A 19,524-nucleotide genomic window follows, 5' to 3' on the forward strand; every position below is an offset into this window, starting at 1 on the left:
GACCCAGCACTGTCTTATCCTATTTCTTCACGTAAATGGTGTGTCCCAAGTGATGGAACAGATTGATGCCAGCAGGCACACTCTCTGAGTGACCGAGAAACAGCACGCCATTGGGCTTAAGGTGTTGATAAAAACGTTCAATCAATTGGCGCTGTGTTTTTTTATCAAAGTAAATCATAACGTTACGACATGAAATTACGTCAAACTCCTGCTCGAACTCCCAGTTTTTCAACAGATTGAGCTGACGAAACTCGACCAACTGCTGCAGCCCCGCTTTGCATTTAATCTTGCCTTGTTGAGCCCCTGTGCCTTTCACAAAGCAGGGTTTGAGATACTTAACCGGGATCGAATCAACCGCTGATTGATCGTAAATACCCGCCTTTGCGTGACTCAGCACATTGGTATCAAGGTCAGAGGCGATAATCTTCACGTCAGAGACGCTGTCGAGTAACTTGGACCAATATAAAGAGGCGATAAAGCTGTAAGGCTCTTCCCCTGTTGAGCACCCTGCTGACCAAATGCGTATCCGTTCGACGCCTTGCTGCTGCCACTCGTTAACTAAGACCTTCTCTATGAAATCAAAATGGTGGTACTCACGGAAAAACTGCGTTTTATTGGTGGTTAAACAGTTGATAAAATTGGCGTGCTCTTGTGAGTCTTGCTCAATCAACACACGGTAATCGGCAAAGCGACGCAGGCCCAGCCGCCTTAACTGACGGCTGATCCGGCCATAGACCAAGGTTCTTTTACGATCAGAAAAGTAGATACCCACGTTCTTATGCATAAACCATTGGATATATTTAAAATCCTTATCCGTTAGTTCAAATTCGTCGGCCACTCGGTTTTCCGATTGCGCTAGAACTCTTCCCATTCGTCTCCATCCTCTTCAAGCTTAAAGCCAGAGTTGGCCACTTTTGAGGTGCGGATCTCCCTAACATTGGTGTCACGTGAGGTGCTCGGTTTGGCTTCAAACGTCGCGACATTGGCATCGGTGACAAAGAAGTTCATTAAGTGCAGTAACTGTTTCCCTTCATCTTTGAGTGATTGACTGGCCGCCGAAGTTTGCTCAACCAAGGAAGCATTTTGTTGGGTCATTTCATCCATGGTGGCGACCGCGCGGTTTATCTCGTCGATACCGGTCGACTGCTCTTGGCTCGACGAGGCGATTTGCGCGATGAGCTCAGTCACTTTCTCTACCGCTTCAACGATCTCATTTAAGGTGGCACCCGATTCATCGACTAAGCGCGAACCTTCGTCCACTTTCTCGACGCTATCTTTGATAAGCCCCTTTATCTCCTTAGCGGCCGCGGCACTACGCTGCGCCAAATTACGCACTTCACCCGCTACGACTGCAAACCCGCGCCCCTGTTCTCCGGCTCTGGCTGCCTCAACCGCCGCATTGAGCGCCAGTAAGTTGGTTTGGAATGCGATCTCGTCGATGACGCCGATAATATCGGCAATTTTTTTACTTGCGGCGTTAATCTCTGCCATTGCTGAAACGGCCTGACCGACCACCTCTCCGCCTTTGCTGGCTTTTTTCGCCGCATCGTCAGACAGCTCATTGGCACCTCGGGCATTATCGGCATTCTGGCGTACCGTAGCGGTCATCTGCTCCATACTCGCCGCTGTTTCTTCAAGGTTGGAGGCTTGTGCTTCAACACGTTGGCTTAAGTCGTTATTACCTTCGGCAATTTCCGTCGAGGCCGTTGCCACACGAGCAGATGATTGGGTGATTTTTTCTACCATGTTGCGCAGATTGACAATGGAGGTATTGACCGCATTCGATAAGCGCGCAAATTCTCCGGTGTTGTCATCGGGCATGGTGACATTGAGATTGCCATCCGCCACTTGACTCATCACATCAATACATTGTCCAAGTGGCGCGACCATGGTATCGAGTAGGTTGTTGATGCCATCTCCCAGCTCGCGCATAAAGCCGTTATAGACGCTGGTATCAATGCGCTCACTCAGCTCACCTGCGATGGCTTTTTGAATCAAAGATTCAACCTGGCGCTGGCCATCTTGCTGCTCGGTAATATCCACCCATTGCAGCGCCGGACCAATGTAGTTGCCTTGTCCATCGCGCATCGCAATACAGGTCAGGTGAAATTCCAACCCGCCCACCGCAATGTTGGATGAGAACGGTAAGCGGTCAGGGTTGGCAATGATGTTACGTTGATGGCTCGGGTTCTTATGGAACACATCGATGTTTTTGCCCACCAAATTACTTGCATCGAAACCGGGTAACACTTTTTGTAAGTCACTCTCGCGGCTGCGCAGCAGGCTTTCAAGTGAGGGATTGAGATAGGTAATGATGCCGTCTTTGTCTGCCATCATTAAGTTGGTTGTCATCCCCTCGACTGCTGACGCTAGGCGACCAATCTCTTGTTCTTTGGCTCGCTCTTCGGTGACATCGCGCCACTCGAGGGTGTTGCCAATATAATTGCCTTGACCATCATGTATAGCCGCAACGTTCAGTTCGATTTTTAAGCTCTGAATTTGAATATCAGTGCTGTAAGGCAGATTGCTAGGGTCAGCTAAGAGTGCTCGCTGGTGAGCGGGGTTGCGATGAAACTCATCAATACAACGTCCCATCAGCCACTCTTCACTGGCGGTAAACCCACTCCAGACACTTCGCAGCGTCGCTTCATGTTTCGCGAATAACTGTAAGGTTTCTTGGTTGATGTAAGTGATCAGGAAGTCTCGGTCGATCATCACCATGGCGGTTTGCGCTTGATCAATCGCTGCTTGCAGCCGGCTCAGCTCATGGCTCTGTTTCAAGCTCTCAGTTACGTCAGACCATTCCAGTGTATTGCCTACATAGTTACCGAGATCGTCAATAATGGCACCGACGTTAAGCTCGATCTTGACGTCTTTGACACTGATGGTTGTGGTGTAGGGTAAGTTGGCAGGATTAGACAAAATCTGACGCTGATGACTTGGATTTGCATGAAAAGCGTCAATGCAATAACCCAACAGGAACTCTTCTGTCGCTTTGAAATTGGGCCACACGGACTGAAATAGTGCCTCGTGCTGCTGTAACAGTTCAAGCGACTTGGCGTTGAGGTAAGTGATGTTGAAGTCACGGTCAATCATCATCAGTGCCGTCTGCGCCGCGTTCAGTGCTGACAGGAGTTGATTTTTGCTTATCCCTTGCTCAGGTTCGATATCAAACTCCTGCGCCAACGTGTCTTGCGTTGGGGCGACAAATTGAGTTTCTGACTCGGTTCTTCTATTCCAAAATGCCATGAGTTACCTCTCACTGGTTGCTTCTTCTGACCGTCGTACCAAAACGAATAAACCACATTCAGATTGGCATTAAGCCCAACTCTCTTGTACCTGGTCGGGTTGCGCGAGCTCTGCTGCATCGAACAAAGCTTGCATATTGATGACTATTAGATGCCCATTCGCCACCGAGGCGATACCATGGACATAGCTGTGATCAACATCTGAGGACACGTGCGGTGAAGGCTTGATTTGATCATCACGCAATGAGTAGACCTCTGACACGCCATCGACAATGATGCCCAGCGGATGACGTTGATCGTCATTAAGCACAATCACCACAGTGGTGGCGTTAATCTCAGCAGGGGATAAACCAAACCGCAGGCGTAAATCCACGATTGGGATGTACTCTCCTCGGATCTCAAGTACCCCTTGCATATAGGTGGGCGAATTTGGCACCTGTCTTACTGGCGTCCAGCCTCGCACCTCTCGGACATCAAGAATGGGTACCGCGTACTCATCACCTTCTAGCACAAAGCTCAGGAATTCTTGTGTCATGCTCACTTCCTCAAGATTCTGTCGATATTGAGTAGCTCTTGGGTGTCAAGTAGCGCCATGACGCGCTCACCAACATTGATCAGCCCCTGCAAATAAGGGGTGACTAGAGAGTCGCCCACCGACGGAGATAACTCACTCTCGCCGCGACTGATAACATCACTCACCGCGTCGACCACTAAGCCCATCAGCCTATCGCCGCTGCTTACTTGAGACCGCAACACAATCACAACGGTTGTGGGGCGATAGTCACACTCTCCAACTGAAAATCTGGCTCGAAGATCCACGACTGGCACTATCATGCCGCGCAGGTTGATCACCCCAAGTACAAATTTGGGTGCCCTTGGGATAGGCGTAGGTCGTTCCCAAACGCGTATCTCTTCGACGTCTTTGATGTCTACGCCATAGAGTTCATCGGCGAGTTCGAAACTCAAATAGTCGGCGTTTTCGCTCACTTCATTGCTGACTTCGGTCACCGGATCCAATCCGTCGATCAGTGGCATCTTGGTTAGCGCATCCTGTGAGTTCGTCTGAGCTGAGCCTAGAGTGATGTTGTCCATAGCCTGCTCCTATGCAGCAATTCCACTGTGCGATGTGTCATGGGTTCGGTGGGTAAAGCTGGTCACTAAACCTTGAATATCGAGTATTAGTGACACAGAACCGTCACCTAAGATGGTGGCACCTGAGATGCCCGACACCTTGCTGTAATTAGACTCTAAGCTTTTGATCACGACTTGCTGCTGGTCTAACAGCTCATCAAGGAGCAAACCGACTCGCTGGCCAGCGGCTTCAACAAAACACAAGAGTTGTTGGTCTAAGGCGCCGCTTTGCCCCATTTCCAGTTCATCTTGAAGACGCAAAATAGGAATGTTTTCGTCGCGTAATCGGTACAACTCGATGCCCCCTGAAGCCAACTTGATACTGGCAGGGTCGATTTGAATCGACTCGACAATCGTTAGTAGAGGAATGACATACACCTCCCCGGCCACCTTGACCAATTGTCCATCTAAGATGGCCAGAGTGAGCGGCAAACTGATGACAAACCGGCTGCCAACCCCAAGCTGAGACTCAACCTCGATATGGCCTCCGAGCTCTTCAATGTTGCGTCTAACAACGTCCATGCCGACACCGCGCCCGGAAATATCGGACACTTGCTCAGCAGTTGAGAAACCGGGGGCAAAAATCAGATTCATGATCTGCTTGTCAGAGAACTCTTCTCGGCGGGCCTCCTCTGCCAACACGCCCTTCTCTAGCGCCTTACTCCACAGTTTGTCACAATCAAGGCCCGCTCCATCGTCACTGATTTCTATGATGATAGACCCGCCTTGATGGTAGGCATTCAACTCTATGGTTCCAGCTGCGGGTTTGCCGTTTTCAACCCGCTTTGCTGGTGCTTCGATGCCATGGTCAATACCGTTGCGAACTAGGTGCACGAGTGGATCGACAATGCGTTCTAGCACCGTTTTATCCAGTTCAGTGTGTTCACCTTTGATCTTGAGTTCGACCTGCTTATCCAGGCGACTCGACAAATCCCGAATCAGTCGAGGAAAACGGCTGAACGCAAAACTGACCGGTAACATACGGATGTTCAGTACATTCTCTTGCAGGTCTTTGCTATTTTGCAGCAGTTGTTCCAGCCCTGTTTTTAGCTTGTCGAGCTTATCCATGGAAAAGTCGTTACCAATTTCCGTCAGCATGGATTGAGTGATCACCAGCTCGCCAACCAGATTAATCAGACTGTCGACTTTATCGATATCGACACGAATCGAACTGACGCTCGACTCTGATTTGACGCTTTTCGCCGCGGCCGGAGCTGCGCTCACTGACTCAACCGGTTTGGATGCGGGTTCGACTGGGGCAAGCTCCGTGCTTGAAGTGGGTTGAGCATCTTCAGGTTGGGATGATGACGGTTCGAATCGCTCTAATATCAGGTCACACTCATCTTCAACCCACTCGAAAATTTCCTTAATTAAGGCTTCGTCAATGTGAGCGGGCAGTGTTGCAGACCAACGGAGAAAACATAACTCTGCCTCAAGCGCATCAATCTCGGGTAAATTCGATGTATCCACATCAATGTGGCACTCGACATCCAACTCTTTTAATTCACGAAGAATACGCAGTGGGTCGTTACCACTGAAGAACATATCTGGATGGGGAATAAAGCGCAGCTCCCAAGGCTTGTCTGTGCTTGAGGTATCAGGCGTAGGCTCTATGTTTGTTTGCACCTGATCTTGATTCTGCTCACTCTCGCCAGAGTCGTCGAGCAGCGCCACCAAGCTCTGAGTGACTTGCTGCTGTAGTTCTTTGTCTACCTCGCTGCCAAGTTCATGCCCTTCGAGCATACTGTGAATGCAATCGACGCTTTTGAGCAATAGGTCGACCGTTTGCTGAGTAAGTTGACGCTGGTGGTTGCGTACTAAATCGAGGTAGGCTTCGACACTGTGAGTAAACTCACTAATATCGAGCAAGTTAAACGTCCCCGCTCCACCTTTAATAGAATGCGCTGCACGAAAAATCGTATTGATAGACTCATCATCGACCTGCTCTATCTCTAAGTTGAGCAGTATTTCTTCAAGCACAGTCAGGTTTTCACGACACTCTTCGTAAAACATCTTGCGCAGTTGTTCCATGTCTAAAGCCATTGTTCACCCTACCCGTTGACGTTGTTAGTTTTGATCGGTAGTTAAATCACACGTTTTAGTGTTTTGAGTAGTGTGTCTGGATTGAAGGGCTTCACTAACCAGCCCGTTGCCCCAACCGCTTTTCCTTGTTGTTTTTTATCGCTGCTGGTTTCTGTGGTGAGCATCAATATGGGCGTAAACTTGTATTGCGGCTTCTCTCGCAACGCTTTCACTAATTCAAAGCCGCCCATGTTTGGCATGTTGACATCTGAGATCACGACATCAAATTTGGCGCGCATTACCTTAGCTAAGGCATCACGCCCATCATTCGCGGTTTCAACGTCATAACCTGCGTCACGCAAGGTATGGCTGACCATTTGACGAATGGAAACTGAGTCATCCACAGCAAGAATTTTTGTCATATCCCTATCCCCAACTTAATGGTTAATCTCAAGAATTTCAGTTAGTCCGAGCGTGTTAATACCTTCGATCAACAGCTCAGTCGGACGAAGTAGTTGAATATCTGTCTGATTGGCCTTAGCGGTTAGGAACAATGAGGTCAGCGCTTGGATTCCGGCTGCATCGACTTTTTTTACGTTCGACGCGTCGAGTAACAGTGCGCAGTCTTCGCTAAGCCAAGTTTTATAGAGGTCAGTGCTATCGAGAACGGTTGATATATCAAGGCTCTCGGGCAATAAACATTCCATGTCATCACCGTTTTTCATTATTGTTTCTAGCCAAATATTAAGCACGTTGCTTATAAATCAGTGTAGAAACTATTTGATAATACGCAAGAAGGTGCAAAGGTGTGTAAGCCGAAGACGGCGGTTAAAGTGGGCGAGTGAGTCTGAAAAAATTGATATAAATTAAACGATTACATTGACTATTCTATCTGAAAAATATTTGCTGAATCAGCCATGCAGGTTGAGATGTTATTTCAACTAAAGAACGAGTTAACAGGTATTGAGGCGAGTGTTCAATTCGCAGCAGGTGGTGAAATTTACACTGTAAAAGCAGACGGTCAGCCGTGGCTTTACAGTGTAAATTATCGGCATCAGTTCGATCGTTGTGATGGATTGATTGAGCCAAGAAGATGGGTGAGTTGCTCTCGAAACAGAGCTTCGGCTTGCTTGCGACCAACCAGATTAAAGTGTGCAACACACTCACTCCAACTGTTTCTTTGCACCACTCTCTTAATCAATAAAGGAGTGGCATTTTGCCAATGTTTAGGGACCCGCTTCCACCATAAATCGAGCAGTGGCGCTATCGTTTCGAAGCTTGCTCCACCTTGAAGATAGTGTTCAACCAGCTCGAAACCACTAGGAAAATCAACGGAAGCATTAGAATTTGCTAACAAACTACGGACAACTTCAGTCTCAAGTGCAGTAAAGTTACCACTCAATGCAAAGCAGAGCGAATCGAAGTAGAGTTGCTCAGCCTTCGCCCGCCAATCCGGTTCTCCATGAAGCATGATTATCGAATGGCACCCACTCGCTTGATCGCGTTGATTGCCCAAGCGAACCGGATAAAAACCACTGCTACACCAAAAATTAATCAGTTCTGCGGTGGCACCAAAGCTGGTGGAGTAAAAATCATAATCGGTTTGCGCTCGTAGCTGACTCAACATCTGTTTGCCAATTCCTTGTCCTTGCCGCTCTGAGTGAACGGCGATTCGCATCACCCGCAGACTGCGTTGCAGCGCTGCTTCGGCAATGCCCAAGTGATTAGCGACAGTGACCGGTACCAGATGTCCTCTAGGTCTGCGTTTACCAACTTGTATTTGAGACACCAGTTCAGACGACAATCCCCCCTCCTCTACCGTCAGTAAGCAGCCGATACAATGGTGCTGCTCAAAATAGGCATAGAGTTGAATCGCCTCATCAGCCAACAACAGCATTAAATCATTGGGGGTTGTTTGGTAATGGGCGTTGACTAGCAAAGCAAAACATTCTCGTAATAGATGAGGCTGTTCGACTAGACGTTGTTTTTCTATCGGGCGCAGCACTATCTCATGAGTGGTTTGACTCGCGACCCCGTTGCTTAGCTCTGCGTTGAGAATAAAACTATCAAACAGCCAACGCTCTAATGGGTCGGCTTGGTTCCAACGAATAGGCTGATCAAGGTGATAAAATGCGCAGCCTGGTCGTTGGTCTTTGAGCCAAGATTGAAACTTGACCGTAAAGCCACGGCCACACCCCTCATAGCCATGGATGGTGGTTGAGAAAATAGCGCGATGATGAGAATCCACCATGGATTGCAACATAGGAATAGGGATGGCTGACGCCTCATCCACCATTAAGCAATCCCCTATGGAGCCGCAGCGAAGTAGCTCATCCGGCGCGATAAATTCAAGAACTGAGTTTTGAAAACTGAGTCGAGTCGAACTGTGCTCAGCCTCAGGTAACAAACGAGCGGCGTGGGCAAACACAGGTTTGACCGCAGATAAAGTTGGCGCGGTAAGCACGATATGAATAGGGCGACTTTGCATCAGTTGCGCCGCGGCAATACCTAATGCGCTGCTTTTGCCTCGACCTCTATCAGCAGTGATCACCAATGGGCGCTTACGGTGGCCGTTGACCACCTTAAGCATCTTGTCGACAGCTATATTCTGCTGATTAAAAGCAGGCGCTGGATTCGATGCGACCACAGGTAAGCTGGGTAACACACCACCATCAGTGATAACCATCAACTTCTCCAAAGCTCGAGATAACCATTGCTGAGCATAGCCGGATGGCTCGGCATGCTTGGTCAATATCACCAATAATCCACCGCCGACAATACACCCGCTGGCCGCGCTAAAACTGTTGGCATCAAACCCTTGTTCAAAATCACACACCAACAACTGACATTCACGACCCAAAAGTTGATGACCTTTGTTAAACGCCACACTGGTATTGGTTTGGCTTTCAATATCAGCCCCCAGGCAAAAAATTTGCTCCGCAGCAATAGATTGAAGTAGGGGGGCTAGGGCGCGCAGTTGCCAATCTCTATCGCCTTGAAGTACCACGCCATAGCGGTGATTACCTTGTGCAGCGATGTCGAGGAGTTGGGTAAAAAACAGATCAGTTGAATTCATAGGTCCATAGGTGCGCAACATTGGGCTGGCCAATATTATGGCATAAAAAAAGCCGCTAAAAAGCGGCTCTCAATAGGGGGGAAGGATTATTTTAGTTTCTGTTCAATCAGCGCCAAAATCTCGCTCATCAAAGCATCATCGACTTTCTTTAGATTCAGTGTCAGATTATTGCCTTTACGAGAGTAGGTCGCGCGTCCTTTCACTAGCTCGGTTTTGGCAACCGCCCCTTTGGTGGAAGGAGACAACTCTTCAATCCAGGCTTCGATGGTTTCACTCACTTCCTTGGTAATTCGCGCTACACCCTGTGACTCACTGCGTTGCCAAACAAAGCCCTCTTTTGAGCGGCACTTATCTAGCAACTGAGCGCGTTGCTCATCATCTAAGCCATTAAATTGCTTGTGCAGTTTCACAATCGTTGGACGACCAAGATCGGCAACGTTTGGATAAGCTTGCAACAACTCCAGTGGCAAATCGGCCGCTTTTAGTGCGCCACTTACCAAGGCTTCGCTGCACTGGAACATCTTAGCGAGCGCTTTTTGATCAGCGGCCTCTCCACTTTCGAGTTTAGCGAGCATCTCTTTGCCCTTTTCGTACAAAGAGAGCGGTTTGTGGGCATTGGCGACATCAGACAAGAACTTCGCATGTTCAGCACTGATGTTTTCACCCACATAAATCAGGAATTCTTTCTCAGCCAACAGACACGACATGCGACGACGGCTGCCATCAAGCACCTCAATTTTTCCATCATCACGCTTGCGGCCCACTGCCGGATACTGTTGTCCTCGCTCGCGCAGTGTCACCAACACATCAGACAGAGCATGCTCATTGAGGAAAGACTGCTCACGGGCATTATCAGCAAAAACAACGGTCTGCGCTTCAATCAACTCGGCCGGAATGCGCACCAACTCAAACTGCACTTTATTTTCACCAGCAACTGCCAGTTCAATCACTTGAGTCTGCTCTTTGGCCGCTTGTTGGGCTTCCTGTGGTGTGGTGACATGACGCTTGTTCGCTTTACCAAATAATCTAGCGTTCAAATCTGAAGTTTTAATTGCCATTATTCAATTACCCCTGATTGAGTGATGACCAGTGACTATGCAATACACGCTCAAGTTCAAGTGCACTCTTTTGCACCGCATCTTGCGCTGTCGCCAAGGTTTTTTTGCCGCCCTCGAAGTCACCCGTAGTAAGGTCGAATACCGTACTGTAGGTATCGGCACAAGTTTCAAACGCACGGCTTCGTGGAATCGTCGCCATTGTGACTTGATCCCCCAATAGGTAGTTCATTTCCGTCAGCACCGCGACCTGCTTCTTGTTGTCATCTTCAAACATGGTTGGCATCAAACGAACAAACTCGAGTCCTTGCCAATCATCAGGGAACATTTCATAAACGGTTGGCAAATGTTGGAAGAAGTTGACCGTCGACGCCCAATCCAGTCGCTTAGCAGCACATGGGATCAGCAGCGCATTCGATGCATACATCGCATTCCATACCAGTGGGTCAACGTGAGGACCCGTATCAATCATGACAACGTCAAACTCATCCGCGATTTTATCAATCAGCTTCTCTTTAAGTAGCTTCACAATATCGAGCGATTGATTTTTGGATAGGTGTTGCCATGCCTCAGCATTGAACATCGCATCCTCCGGGAACGCAGATACTGTCTTGAGGTTTGGGTATTGAGTCGGTAACAACACGTTCTTTTGCAGAAACTCTTTATCGACCTCAACCCCTTCAGGGACATTATCCAGCATCACATCGACGGCAGAGTAGATGTTGTCGTGGTCGTTGAGGCTGATTTGAGGATTCAAGAACAGGCGCAAAGACCCTTGTGGGTCCAAGTCGATCAAGCAAATACGGTAGCGCTTATCGAGGTTAAGTGCCAAGCAAGCCGCCAAATGCACTGCAGTCATTGATTTTCCAGTACCACCTTTTTGGTTTTGTACGTTGATGATCCAAGGCTTGTTGTCACTGTTCTTTTTACGTTCATGAAACTTAGGAATACCGGCTGCATCCATAAGCATGTGCGCTTCTTGCAAAGAAATCGAATAGTGGTTGGCATTATTTTTGGTGAACTGATGGCCATTTTCTTCAAGCTTACTGATCGCATCATCCAATTTGCGACGCGTTAATCCTGAGCGCGTTTCCATCAAGGCTTTCGACATTGGAGGAAAGTGTTCGTCACTGCGTTCTTCCAATACGATTTCAATTCGATCAGCCTGAACCTGAGCGGTCTGATCTGCTAACTGAATGAGACTCTCTATGGTCTGTTCTCGTTTCATTTGCCAAATTCCGTTGTTATTGACCTAAGTGCGATTGTACAGCATTTTTGGCATCATACAATAAAAAGGTGAACGGGCAATTATCGATAGAAATCACATTAAATATAAATTTTACATAAATTTAATGAATATCAGCGAATCTATCGTCTAAATATTGATATTTTTTTGTATCCAAAGACCAATGAACACGGACTACTTTTAAAATATTACAGTGTCACATATTTACAATGTAAAGAGTGTGAAGCAATTGAATAGGTTTTACTCGGAACGATTAAGATTGACTGCTAATTTACGGCAAGTGCATTTTCAATTTAACGTAACGCCATAATGAGAACGACGGTAAGAAATCCTCTTGAATAGGACATACACAAACTCTCTACATCGTTTGTAACCGGAACGATGATCAAGAAGGTTATCATGATCATGCTTGCGAGGGATAAGTCAGGGTAGGGAACAATGATCAAGGCTAAAATCGCCCAATAGCAAGTTTTACTTATGGTCGGTTGAAATGATCAAAGATCGGAAAAATGATCAAGTGATATCCAGCTCCGGAAGCATGAAAAATATCACTCAAATTACGGAAGAATGCAGACAGACTAAAGGTTAACGTCCGTTGACTGGCTATCGTGGCGAGCAATTGAATGACAAAGCTTAAGTTGACCAATTGCGACACCCATCATGATCATGCTTTCGCACGTTTTGTTCCGCTATCTCATCGAATCGAATTCATCATCCTGTGTATTTCGACCGATAAATCTGATGCTTAAGCGTGCAAATCACGCTAATATGAGCTCACCTTGATCATTGTTTCGAGTGAGATGGCGGTTTTCTCACCCGTGACAAGCAGCTTGATTGTTGCCTTTATCCATTCAGCTGTGGATAAGATGTGTAACCTTGATGATCATGCTTTCATTAACCCTTTGATCATTGATTCGGTTGAACAATGATCATGGTTTCAAGGATTTTTGATCATGCTTTCAGATACTTAATGATCATGCTTGCGAGAAAGTCATGATCATGCTTTCCAAGCGTTAAAAAAATAGCTCTTTAAAGACAATTACTTACGGAGCTAACACCTCTCGGATCAATAGATCATATAATCAATTAAGATCAGATTAATCAAAAAGATCAGTTATTTAAAAGCAATAAGTTTTTCTTTATTTATGATCTTTTTTTCTTTATTCTTTCGGAACTATAGCGATATTACGGCTAGTGTGACACGGATCTAATAATGAGCTCTGAAGAAAAACGACTGATCAAAGCGCCAAGAAGCCATAAAGATGGACACTTATTTGAAGTGTCTGAATCGGCGGTGAACTGGATAGAGCAATACCAACATTTCAAAGGCGTTACGAAAAGCATCGTTGAGCTTCTGAACCTGATTTCACTGCGTGGCTTTAGCAGTAAAGATGGTCTGGTGTCGACAACTGAGCTGATTGAAGCCACTGACGGACAAGTGACCCGCGCTGCAATTCAACAGCGATTGCGCGCAGCGGTTAACATTGGCCTGTTCCAACAAATTCCCGTTCGCTTTGAAGAAGGGCTTGCAGGGAAAACCATGCTGCATCGCTTCGTCAATCCGAACCAGCTCATTTCAGTACTTGGTGCCACCAGCTTAGTCACCGAGTCGGTCAAACAAACTGAGAAACAGAAACGTTCCAAGGCGTTAGCACAAACTCAAGTGAACAAACGTCTACTCAACGAACATGGTCTCAATACTCCGCCTGCAATGAAAGATGAAGCGGATCAATTTGTGGTATCTCCGACCAATTGGGCAGGTATCATTGACCAGGCCCTCGCACCACCACGCACGCGCAAAAGTTATCAAAAAAGTATGGTTTCGATCTCCGGAACCCGCGCTGTGATCGAAACACGATCATCGAAAAACATCATGACAGTGGATGATCTGATGACGCTGTTCGCCCTGTTCACGCTGACCGTGCAGTACCACGAGCACCACCAGCATCAGTACCAGCTCGATGGCACTCATGTTCCCAACAAAACCCCACTCTACATCACCGATATTTTGTCGCTGCGTGGCAAAAAAGACAGTGGTCCTGCTCGCGATTCGATCCGTGACAGTATTGATCGCATCGAGTTTACCGATTTCCAACTGCACGAACTGACGGGACGTTGGTTAAGCGAGAACATGCCAGAAGGCTTTAAGAGCGATCGTTTTCGTTTTCTAGCTCGTACCATTACTGCATCGGAAGAAGCCCCTACAGAGGGCGCTGACGGCGAAATTCGCATTAAACCAAACCTATACATCCTGGTTTGGGAGCCTTCATTCTACGAAGAGCTACTCACGCGCGATTATTTCTTCCTCTTTCCGCCAGAAATCCTGAAGCAACACACATTAGTGTTTCAGCTTTACAGTTACTTCCGTAGCCGGATGTCACGTCGTCATACCGATTCCATGCTTCTGAGTGAACTCAATCAGAAGTTAGCACGCAATATTGAGTGGCGTCGCTTCTCTATGGATCTGATCCGTGAGCTAAAAAGACTGTCTGAAGACAAAGGATCCGATGATTTCTTTGTGGTCAATTTGTGGGGTTACCATCTGACGATCTCGGCTCAGATCGAAAAAGATAAGATCAAAGACTATCAATTTGACATTAAATGTGACGCTGAAGAGGTGTTGCGTTACTCCCGTGCGCGCACCACTAACGCCGGTAAGCGCAATATGGCGCCAACGCTTCCTAACCCGTTGCGAAATGAAATGGTTTCTAAGCAACAGCTTGAAGAAATGTCACAGATCATCGATGGCGAGTTTGAGCCAATCCAACGCAAAGAGCGTTCACCGCGTGGTAAACTAGGCCGCCGTGTCAAACAGCGTAAACACCTCGTCGAGATCAATGCGGACGAAATTACCATAACCTTGTCCAAATATACCTCACCAGTGGCCCTAGAACGCTCTATAACGGCTTTAGCTGCTATGACCGGACATTCCCACGCCTCTATCCAAGAAGAGTGCCTGGAGCTCATTGACAAGCTTGATTACCTGCGAGTAGGCGAGCAGGTTATCCCGTATGAGACGTTGAGTAAGATGGTCGAGCTCTACAATAGCCAGAGTGAGAATAAACATTTGTCGATCGAGCGTTTGATCGCAGGTTTAGCAGTTCGGCGTAAAGTGTGTAAACAGGTATTCGAAGGTCACTTAGACGAAACCGTGTTTCGCGCACTGGATGAAGTGGCGGTGTGATCAAGCGATGTCGACTCACTTAGCCAGCAATTTGCTGGCTTTTTTATGTTCGGTTACCGCCTTTCACACCCTGTTACACTCTACGCCGATATATACAAACCTACGACATTCCCCTGACATCGCACTGACAATGGCACCACTGGTGTTGGCTATTATTTATCCCGAATAGACAACCTTTTGTCCTTTCTGATGAATGAGGGATAGGATTATCCCGAATAGATTGGCTCATATTGTTACATTCATTCTGAATTGTTTTGCGAGTTCTCTGAACTCGCTTTTTTTTGCCTAAAATTCAGTGAATTAACCAGGTCTACTGGAACAATGATCAAGGACGATATTGATCATTGTTCCACTCACTTTCTGCTAATGACGTAACTCACCGCCTTGATCATCGTTTCGAGATTCATTCCAAGCCTGTTGCTGCATAAATCGCACATGGTTCTCGATCAACTGTTTAGACTCTTGTCGCCATTGATCCTGTGTTTGCTGCTGACAAAACTCCAGACTTAGCACAACCAAGTGTTGCGTGCGCTGAATAGCCCAGTTTTTTATCTCGAATTCGGCACCGGATTGGCTGGTCAGTTGCTGCAAGCGTCCGTAAGCAAGCTGAATAAACGAATAGGCGCGCAGCGGCGCTGATTCTCGGTAATGTAAATAGAGCCGCAGGCACGCGTCCAGCCACAGTGGAAGAACTTGTTGGCTCAACGAATGAGTGGGAGATGACCAAACCGCTTTGGGGGTAGCGAGCAAAAGCTGCTCGAGTTCTTGTACTTGATCATGCTTCCGCTTTAGGTGCCAATCGTTCACTTGAACGAGCCAGTTTTCAATGGTCAAAGGGGTCATGATGCATCCGTTGGCGACTATGGGCTTTGGTTAAGCTTGGCTCGGATTGGAGAGATTTGCCACATTGGGTATTGCGCTGATGCCGCGCGGTTCTAACCAAGAGAGTGGGGGCAAGAAAGTGAGACGCTGATCGCCTTCATTTCTGTAGGGGTAATCCTTTAAATGTACTTCGCCACACACAGGGGTGCAAAAGTTATTTATACAAAAAACAATAAGAGTTACCGAACTATTAGCACAATCACATTCTGGAGCTAAAATTCTTAACAAGGGGCGATAGGTTTTGCTACAGATTAAGCGTCCCTAGCATGGTTTGTTCGGAGGTGATTATGTCCATTAATTCTATTGACCATGATGAAATCAGTAAAATTGCTAGTACTTGGGACTTCACGGAAGAAGTTGAAGAGAAAGCGCCATCTAAAGGTGTCAAATCTGCCGAAGCTCGTCGTCGCATCGAAGCACTGAGAGAGATTCGCGAAAGCGGTTTGACCATTGAAGAGGCAAAAGAACTGGGCATTTTGCATTAGTTCGACCAACTAACACGAACACTAGAGGGTGGCACTGGAATACCGCCCTTTATTTTTGCCATTTTTTTGATCTATTCTGCGACACATACTGAGATTGGCTCTCTACAATCGGCTTCGGTATGGTATATTCCCACTCCATATTTCTACAGATTAGAGCCAAGGTATGTCGATCAACTTGTCTACTCTTCCAGCGAGCGAGAAGAACAAAATTGAGCTTGATAAACAAGCGTCGTTTTTGGTTTGGAAACTCCGAGAAGCGAAGGCTATGCCTGATGAAATCGATCAGCAAGCCGCGAAAATTGCTGACGATGATGAGAAAGCCTCATTCTTAGAGTCTGTTGAAAAATACAAACGAGTAATGGGCGTGGCGTAACCTGCCTTTTCCTCTGCAAGGCGAGAAATTGAAAAGCGCTCGTATTTTGCTAGAATCTTCCGCGTTAAATTGAATTAGAGAGAACATCCCGATGGGAAGAAGTTTTGAAGTGCGCAAAGCCTCAATGGCGAAAACTGCTGGCGCAAAAATTAAAGTTTATTCCAAATACGGTAAAGAAATTTACATGTGCGCGAAAAACGGTGGTTCAGACCCAGATATGAACCTGTCGCTAAAGCACCTGATTGCTAAGGCGAAGAAAGACCAAGTTCCAGCACACGTTATTGAAAAAGCGCTTGATAAAGCTAACGGTGGCGGCGGTGAAGATTACCAACCTGCACGCTACGAAGGTTTTGGCCCAGGTGGAACAAGTGTGATTGTTGACTGTTTAACAGACAACGGTAACCGTACATTCCAAGATGTTCGCCAGTGCTTTGTTAAGACAGGTGCAAAAATTGGTGTAGAAGGCTCCGTTTCTCACATGTTCGATCATCAAGCGGTATTCCAATTTAAGGGCGATGATGACGAAATCATTCTCGAAACCCTAATGATGGAAGACGTGGATGTCACTGACGTTGAGTTAGAAGATGGTGTGATCACGGTATTTGCGCCTCACACTGAGTTCTTCAAAACCAAAACCGCGTTGAACGCTGCATTCCCAGATTTGACTCTAGACGTTGAAGAAATTACTTTCGTTCCTCAAACGCACACGCCAGTTGCAGGTGAAGACGCCGAGAAGTTCCAAAAATTCTTGGATATGCTAGACGACTGTGATGATGTTCAGCAGGTTTATCACAACGCTGAGCTGTAATAGCGTCAATCATTAAACGAAAAACCGAGCTTTGCTCGGTTTTTTTATGCCTGTGAAACCGGATTTGTCCCGGCTAGCCAAATGGATAGTCTGCGTATTTGTGGCAGCACCGTCAGATTCAGGGTCAATGCCACTGGCCATGCGACAACAAAGCTCTCGCGCCAGATAGCAGGCCAGTCACTACTAAAGCCCAGTCGATAACCAGAGATCAGCCCCGACATGAATAGGGCCATAGTGAACGATGACAGTAGGGCGGTAATCCAAAATTGTTTGCGACTCATGGTTTTTCCTTAGTGGTTGTTGTTTTGTTGTCAAATAGGATATAACCATTCAATAGTGAAAAATATATTCAGGTTTAGAAGTATGAGTTCCATATTTGGAAACATTGACGATCTCTATTTGTTCTGTTCGGTGGTCGAGCAGGGCTCATTACTCTCCGCATCAAAGAAACTGCACTTGCCCGTCTCTACCATGTCACGCCGCTTGTCTGCTCTTGAGCAACGCTTAGGCACACGTTTGCTGGAAAAGAGGGGCAGAGAGCTGGTCGCCACTCAAAGTGGTTTAGAAGCCTTTGAGCAGCTAAAGAGTGGCATGGAATCGATTGAAGTTGGCTTTGGGCAAATGCTCAGTGAAACTCAGGCAGTGTCTGGGAAAATCAAGCTGGCCATCCCTCATAACTTTTATCAAGCGTTTGTTGGGGAAGTGGTTGAGCAGTTTTTGGTTGATTTTCCTCACGTCTCGCTCGATCTTGTGCTTAGTCAGGAGCAAGCTGTTCCGCAAACAGACAGAGACTTGCTGATGACGTTTGATCTGACTGAGATGGATGAGATGATCGCGCGGCCCTTGTTTAAAGCTCATCAGGGCTTCTTTGTCAGCCCTGAGTATTTGCAAAGTGTAGGTGAGATTGCAGATCTTTCCGCGCTGAGCAAGCTGAATTGGGTGAGCGTCGATCACGCGCTCGATATTTCGGTGTTCGAGCAAGAGCAGTTGGTCGATGTGATAAGCATTAAACCCAAGTTGATCGTGAACGACATTATTGCGGTCTGCGGCGCGGTGGAAAAAGGGCTTGGGGTGGCGGCTCTCCCTTTTCGCCACGTTCACCAGCGAATGAACCTAGTGCGTGTGTTGCCACAATATCAGCGTGGGGTACGGCAAGCCTATCTGGTTTATAAACAGCGCCGCTATCAACCAAAAGCGTTAAGCTTGCTGATTGAGCGGCTATTGGCTGGTGTGGAAAAAATGCAAAACCCAAGGCACTTTACAGTGTAAAGCCGCTGGATTGGGTGCAAAGATAGAGGAACAAAAATGGATAAAGTGGTCATCGTTACTGGCGCAGGGCGATAACCGTAGGATGGCGCTATCAATCCACCGGTAGATGGCCAGTTTTGACCAGAATAACGGTGGGCTGCTCGACATAAGGAAAATGCTCACTCATATGTGGACTGCGTATCCAACTGCCCGCTGAATAGCGGCCATATTCATCGGCAAACTCACCAGACAGGACCAATATCTCTTCTCCACCAAAGTGACGATGTGGTTGGAATCTCTCGCCAGCGGGCCATTTGACCAATGCCACATGCTCATGCTCAAACTCATGCAGCGGCATGACTTCTAATCCTCCGATGCCGGGCAACCAGCTCTGGCTGTGGGTATCGACTCGGACCGTCGCTTCATCACGCGGGTCAAACTGATTGAGCTTGACCAGAATATCGCAGCCTTGGCGGCTAAAAGGCGCGTGGTGACTGCCAGGTGGATTACGTAAGTAGGTCCCGGCCGGGTAGTCGCCATGTTCGTCTGAAAACACACCTGCCAATACAAAGATCTCTTCGCCCATAGGATGATAGTGGGTTTGAAATTGAGAGCCAGCCTCATAACGAACAATACTGGTGGTGTGTCCGGATTCAGCCGCTTCTCGCTCAAGTGGTTTGCGCCACACGCCTTTTGCTGGACTGGCGACCCATTCCATCTCGGCGGTGTTGACCACCACTCGCTGAGACAAATTCATATTGAGCAT

The 19,524-nt window shown here is 47.3% G+C and carries 18 protein-coding genes; 5 read left to right on the forward strand and 13 right to left on the reverse strand.

Annotation, left to right across the window (positions count from 1 at the left end):
* Positions 1–19: 19 nt before the first annotated feature.
* The 10 genes from MTO69_RS16865 to MTO69_RS16910 form a co-directional block, all read right to left on the reverse strand.
* Complete coding sequence (locus MTO69_RS16865) at positions 20–871, reverse strand: CheR family methyltransferase (RefSeq protein WP_248334598.1); 852 nt, start codon at positions 869–871, stop codon at positions 20–22.
* The gene (aer2, locus tag MTO69_RS16870; RefSeq protein WP_248334599.1) at positions 856–3,249 is read right to left on the reverse strand and encodes an aerotaxis transducer Aer2; all 2,394 of its coding nucleotides are present in this window, start codon (positions 3,247–3,249) and stop codon (positions 856–858) included. The genes MTO69_RS16865 and aer2 overlap by 16 nt, the downstream gene beginning before the upstream one ends.
* 69 nt (positions 3,250–3,318) lie before the next feature.
* A complete protein-coding gene (locus MTO69_RS16875; RefSeq protein ID WP_248334600.1) occupies positions 3,319–3,783 on the reverse strand; it encodes a chemotaxis protein CheW in 465 nt (154 codons plus the stop codon).
* 2 nt (positions 3,784–3,785) lie between these two features.
* The gene (locus tag MTO69_RS16880; protein ID WP_248335599.1) at positions 3,786–4,283 is read right to left on the reverse strand and encodes a chemotaxis protein CheW; all 498 of its coding nucleotides are present in this window, start codon (positions 4,281–4,283) and stop codon (positions 3,786–3,788) included.
* A 66-nt stretch (positions 4,284–4,349) separates the two neighbouring features.
* Complete coding sequence (locus MTO69_RS16885) at positions 4,350–6,422, reverse strand: chemotaxis protein CheA (protein WP_248334601.1); 2,073 nt, start codon at positions 6,420–6,422, stop codon at positions 4,350–4,352.
* Between the two features lie 41 nt (positions 6,423–6,463).
* The gene (locus MTO69_RS16890) at positions 6,464–6,823 is read right to left on the reverse strand and encodes a response regulator (protein WP_248334602.1); all 360 of its coding nucleotides are present in this window, start codon (positions 6,821–6,823) and stop codon (positions 6,464–6,466) included.
* A gap of 15 nt (positions 6,824–6,838) precedes the next feature.
* Positions 6,839–7,126, reverse strand: a complete 288-nt coding sequence (locus MTO69_RS16895) for an STAS domain-containing protein (protein ID WP_432715659.1) — start codon at positions 7,124–7,126, stop codon at positions 6,839–6,841.
* A gap of 329 nt (positions 7,127–7,455) precedes the next feature.
* A complete protein-coding gene (locus MTO69_RS16900) occupies positions 7,456–9,477 on the reverse strand; it encodes a tRNA(Met) cytidine acetyltransferase TmcA (RefSeq protein ID WP_248334603.1) in 2,022 nt (673 codons plus the stop codon).
* Between the two features lie 86 nt (positions 9,478–9,563).
* Positions 9,564–10,535, reverse strand: coding sequence for a ParB/RepB/Spo0J family partition protein (locus MTO69_RS16905; RefSeq protein WP_248334604.1), 972 nt, complete (start codon positions 10,533–10,535; stop codon positions 9,564–9,566).
* 7 nt (positions 10,536–10,542) lie between these two features.
* Positions 10,543–11,760 (reverse strand): ParA family protein, encoded by a 1,218-nt coding sequence (locus MTO69_RS16910; RefSeq protein WP_248334605.1) that lies wholly within the window; start codon positions 11,758–11,760, stop codon positions 10,543–10,545.
* Positions 11,761–12,991: 1,231 nt separating this feature from the next.
* Here MTO69_RS16910 and MTO69_RS16915 point away from each other — a divergent pair.
* Positions 12,992–14,962, forward strand: coding sequence for a replication initiator protein RctB domain-containing protein (locus MTO69_RS16915; protein ID WP_248334606.1), 1,971 nt, complete (start codon positions 12,992–12,994; stop codon positions 14,960–14,962).
* Between the two features lie 363 nt (positions 14,963–15,325).
* On the opposite strand, the gene MTO69_RS16920 is transcribed toward MTO69_RS16915, so the two are convergent.
* A complete protein-coding gene (locus tag MTO69_RS16920; protein WP_248334607.1) occupies positions 15,326–15,805 on the reverse strand; it encodes a transcriptional regulator in 480 nt (159 codons plus the stop codon).
* Between the two features lie 326 nt (positions 15,806–16,131).
* On the opposite strand from MTO69_RS16920, the gene MTO69_RS16925 reads away from it, so the two are divergent.
* The 3 genes from MTO69_RS16925 (at position 16,132) to MTO69_RS16935 (ending at position 17,510) form a co-directional block, all read left to right on the forward strand.
* The gene (locus tag MTO69_RS16925) at positions 16,132–16,329 is read left to right on the forward strand and encodes a PA3496 family putative envelope integrity protein (protein WP_248334608.1); all 198 of its coding nucleotides are present in this window, start codon (positions 16,132–16,134) and stop codon (positions 16,327–16,329) included.
* A 163-nt stretch (positions 16,330–16,492) separates the two neighbouring features.
* Positions 16,493–16,702, forward strand: a complete 210-nt coding sequence (locus tag MTO69_RS16930; RefSeq protein WP_248334609.1) for a DUF3283 family protein — start codon at positions 16,493–16,495, stop codon at positions 16,700–16,702.
* 91 nt (positions 16,703–16,793) lie between these two features.
* On the forward strand, positions 16,794–17,510 hold the full coding sequence (locus tag MTO69_RS16935; protein WP_248334610.1) for a YebC/PmpR family DNA-binding transcriptional regulator: 717 nt from the start codon (positions 16,794–16,796) through the stop codon (positions 17,508–17,510).
* 44 nt (positions 17,511–17,554) lie between these two features.
* Here the strand turns inward: MTO69_RS16935 and MTO69_RS16940 are convergent, their stop codons facing one another.
* Complete coding sequence (locus tag MTO69_RS16940; RefSeq protein ID WP_248334611.1) at positions 17,555–17,791, reverse strand: DUF2798 domain-containing protein; 237 nt, start codon at positions 17,789–17,791, stop codon at positions 17,555–17,557.
* An 82-nt stretch (positions 17,792–17,873) separates the two neighbouring features.
* Here MTO69_RS16940 and MTO69_RS16945 point away from each other — a divergent pair, with 82 nt between their 5' ends.
* Positions 17,874–18,779 carry a LysR family transcriptional regulator gene (locus MTO69_RS16945; protein ID WP_248334612.1) on the forward strand — a complete coding sequence of 302 codons (906 nt, stop codon included), beginning with the start codon at positions 17,874–17,876 and terminating at the stop codon, positions 18,777–18,779.
* A gap of 91 nt (positions 18,780–18,870) precedes the next feature.
* Here MTO69_RS16945 and MTO69_RS16950 read toward each other — a convergent pair whose 3' ends face one another.
* Positions 18,871–19,524 (reverse strand): cupin domain-containing protein, encoded by a 654-nt coding sequence (locus MTO69_RS16950; RefSeq protein ID WP_248334613.1) that lies wholly within the window; start codon positions 19,522–19,524, stop codon positions 18,871–18,873.

The sequence above is a fragment of the Vibrio sinaloensis genome, from assembly GCF_023195835.1.
Classification (GTDB): Bacteria; Pseudomonadota; Gammaproteobacteria; order Enterobacterales; family Vibrionaceae; genus Vibrio; species Vibrio sinaloensis_C.

Bases quoted from the DNA above. Each gene is read 5' to 3' on its own strand.
- MTO69_RS16865 (WP_248334598.1), bottom strand. From the start codon at position 871: ATGGGAAGAGTTCTAGCGCAATCGGAAAACCGAGTGGCCGACGAATTT.
- aer2 (WP_248334599.1), bottom strand. From the start codon at position 3,249: ATGGCATTTTGGAATAGAAGAACCGAGTCAGAAACTCAATTTGTCGCC.
- MTO69_RS16875 (WP_248334600.1), bottom strand. From the start codon at position 3,783: ATGACACAAGAATTCCTGAGCTTTGTGCTAGAAGGTGATGAGTACGCG.
- MTO69_RS16880 (WP_248335599.1), bottom strand. From the start codon at position 4,283: ATGCCACTGATCGACGGATTGGATCCGGTGACCGAAGTCAGCAATGAA.
- MTO69_RS16885 (WP_248334601.1), bottom strand. From the start codon at position 6,422: ATGGCTTTAGACATGGAACAACTGCGCAAGATGTTTTACGAAGAGTGT.
- MTO69_RS16890 (WP_248334602.1), bottom strand. From the start codon at position 6,823: ATGACAAAAATTCTTGCTGTGGATGACTCAGTTTCCATTCGTCAAATG.
- MTO69_RS16895 (WP_432715659.1), bottom strand. From the start codon at position 7,126: ATGAAAAACGGTGATGACATGGAATGTTTATTGCCCGAGAGCCTTGAT.
- MTO69_RS16900 (WP_248334603.1), bottom strand. From the start codon at position 9,477: ATGAATTCAACTGATCTGTTTTTTACCCAACTCCTCGACATCGCTGCA.
- MTO69_RS16905 (WP_248334604.1), bottom strand. From the start codon at position 10,535: ATGGCAATTAAAACTTCAGATTTGAACGCTAGATTATTTGGTAAAGCG.
- MTO69_RS16910 (WP_248334605.1), bottom strand. From the start codon at position 11,760: ATGAAACGAGAACAGACCATAGAGAGTCTCATTCAGTTAGCAGATCAG.
- MTO69_RS16915 (WP_248334606.1), top strand. From the start codon at position 12,992: ATGAGCTCTGAAGAAAAACGACTGATCAAAGCGCCAAGAAGCCATAAA.
- MTO69_RS16920 (WP_248334607.1), bottom strand. From the start codon at position 15,805: ATGACCCCTTTGACCATTGAAAACTGGCTCGTTCAAGTGAACGATTGG.
- MTO69_RS16925 (WP_248334608.1), top strand. From the start codon at position 16,132: ATGTCCATTAATTCTATTGACCATGATGAAATCAGTAAAATTGCTAGT.
- MTO69_RS16930 (WP_248334609.1), top strand. From the start codon at position 16,493: ATGTCGATCAACTTGTCTACTCTTCCAGCGAGCGAGAAGAACAAAATT.
- MTO69_RS16935 (WP_248334610.1), top strand. From the start codon at position 16,794: ATGGGAAGAAGTTTTGAAGTGCGCAAAGCCTCAATGGCGAAAACTGCT.
- MTO69_RS16940 (WP_248334611.1), bottom strand. From the start codon at position 17,791: ATGAGTCGCAAACAATTTTGGATTACCGCCCTACTGTCATCGTTCACT.
- MTO69_RS16945 (WP_248334612.1), top strand. From the start codon at position 17,874: ATGAGTTCCATATTTGGAAACATTGACGATCTCTATTTGTTCTGTTCG.
- MTO69_RS16950 (WP_248334613.1), bottom strand. From the start codon at position 19,524: ATGCTCAATATGAATTTGTCTCAGCGAGTGGTGGTCAACACCGCCGAG.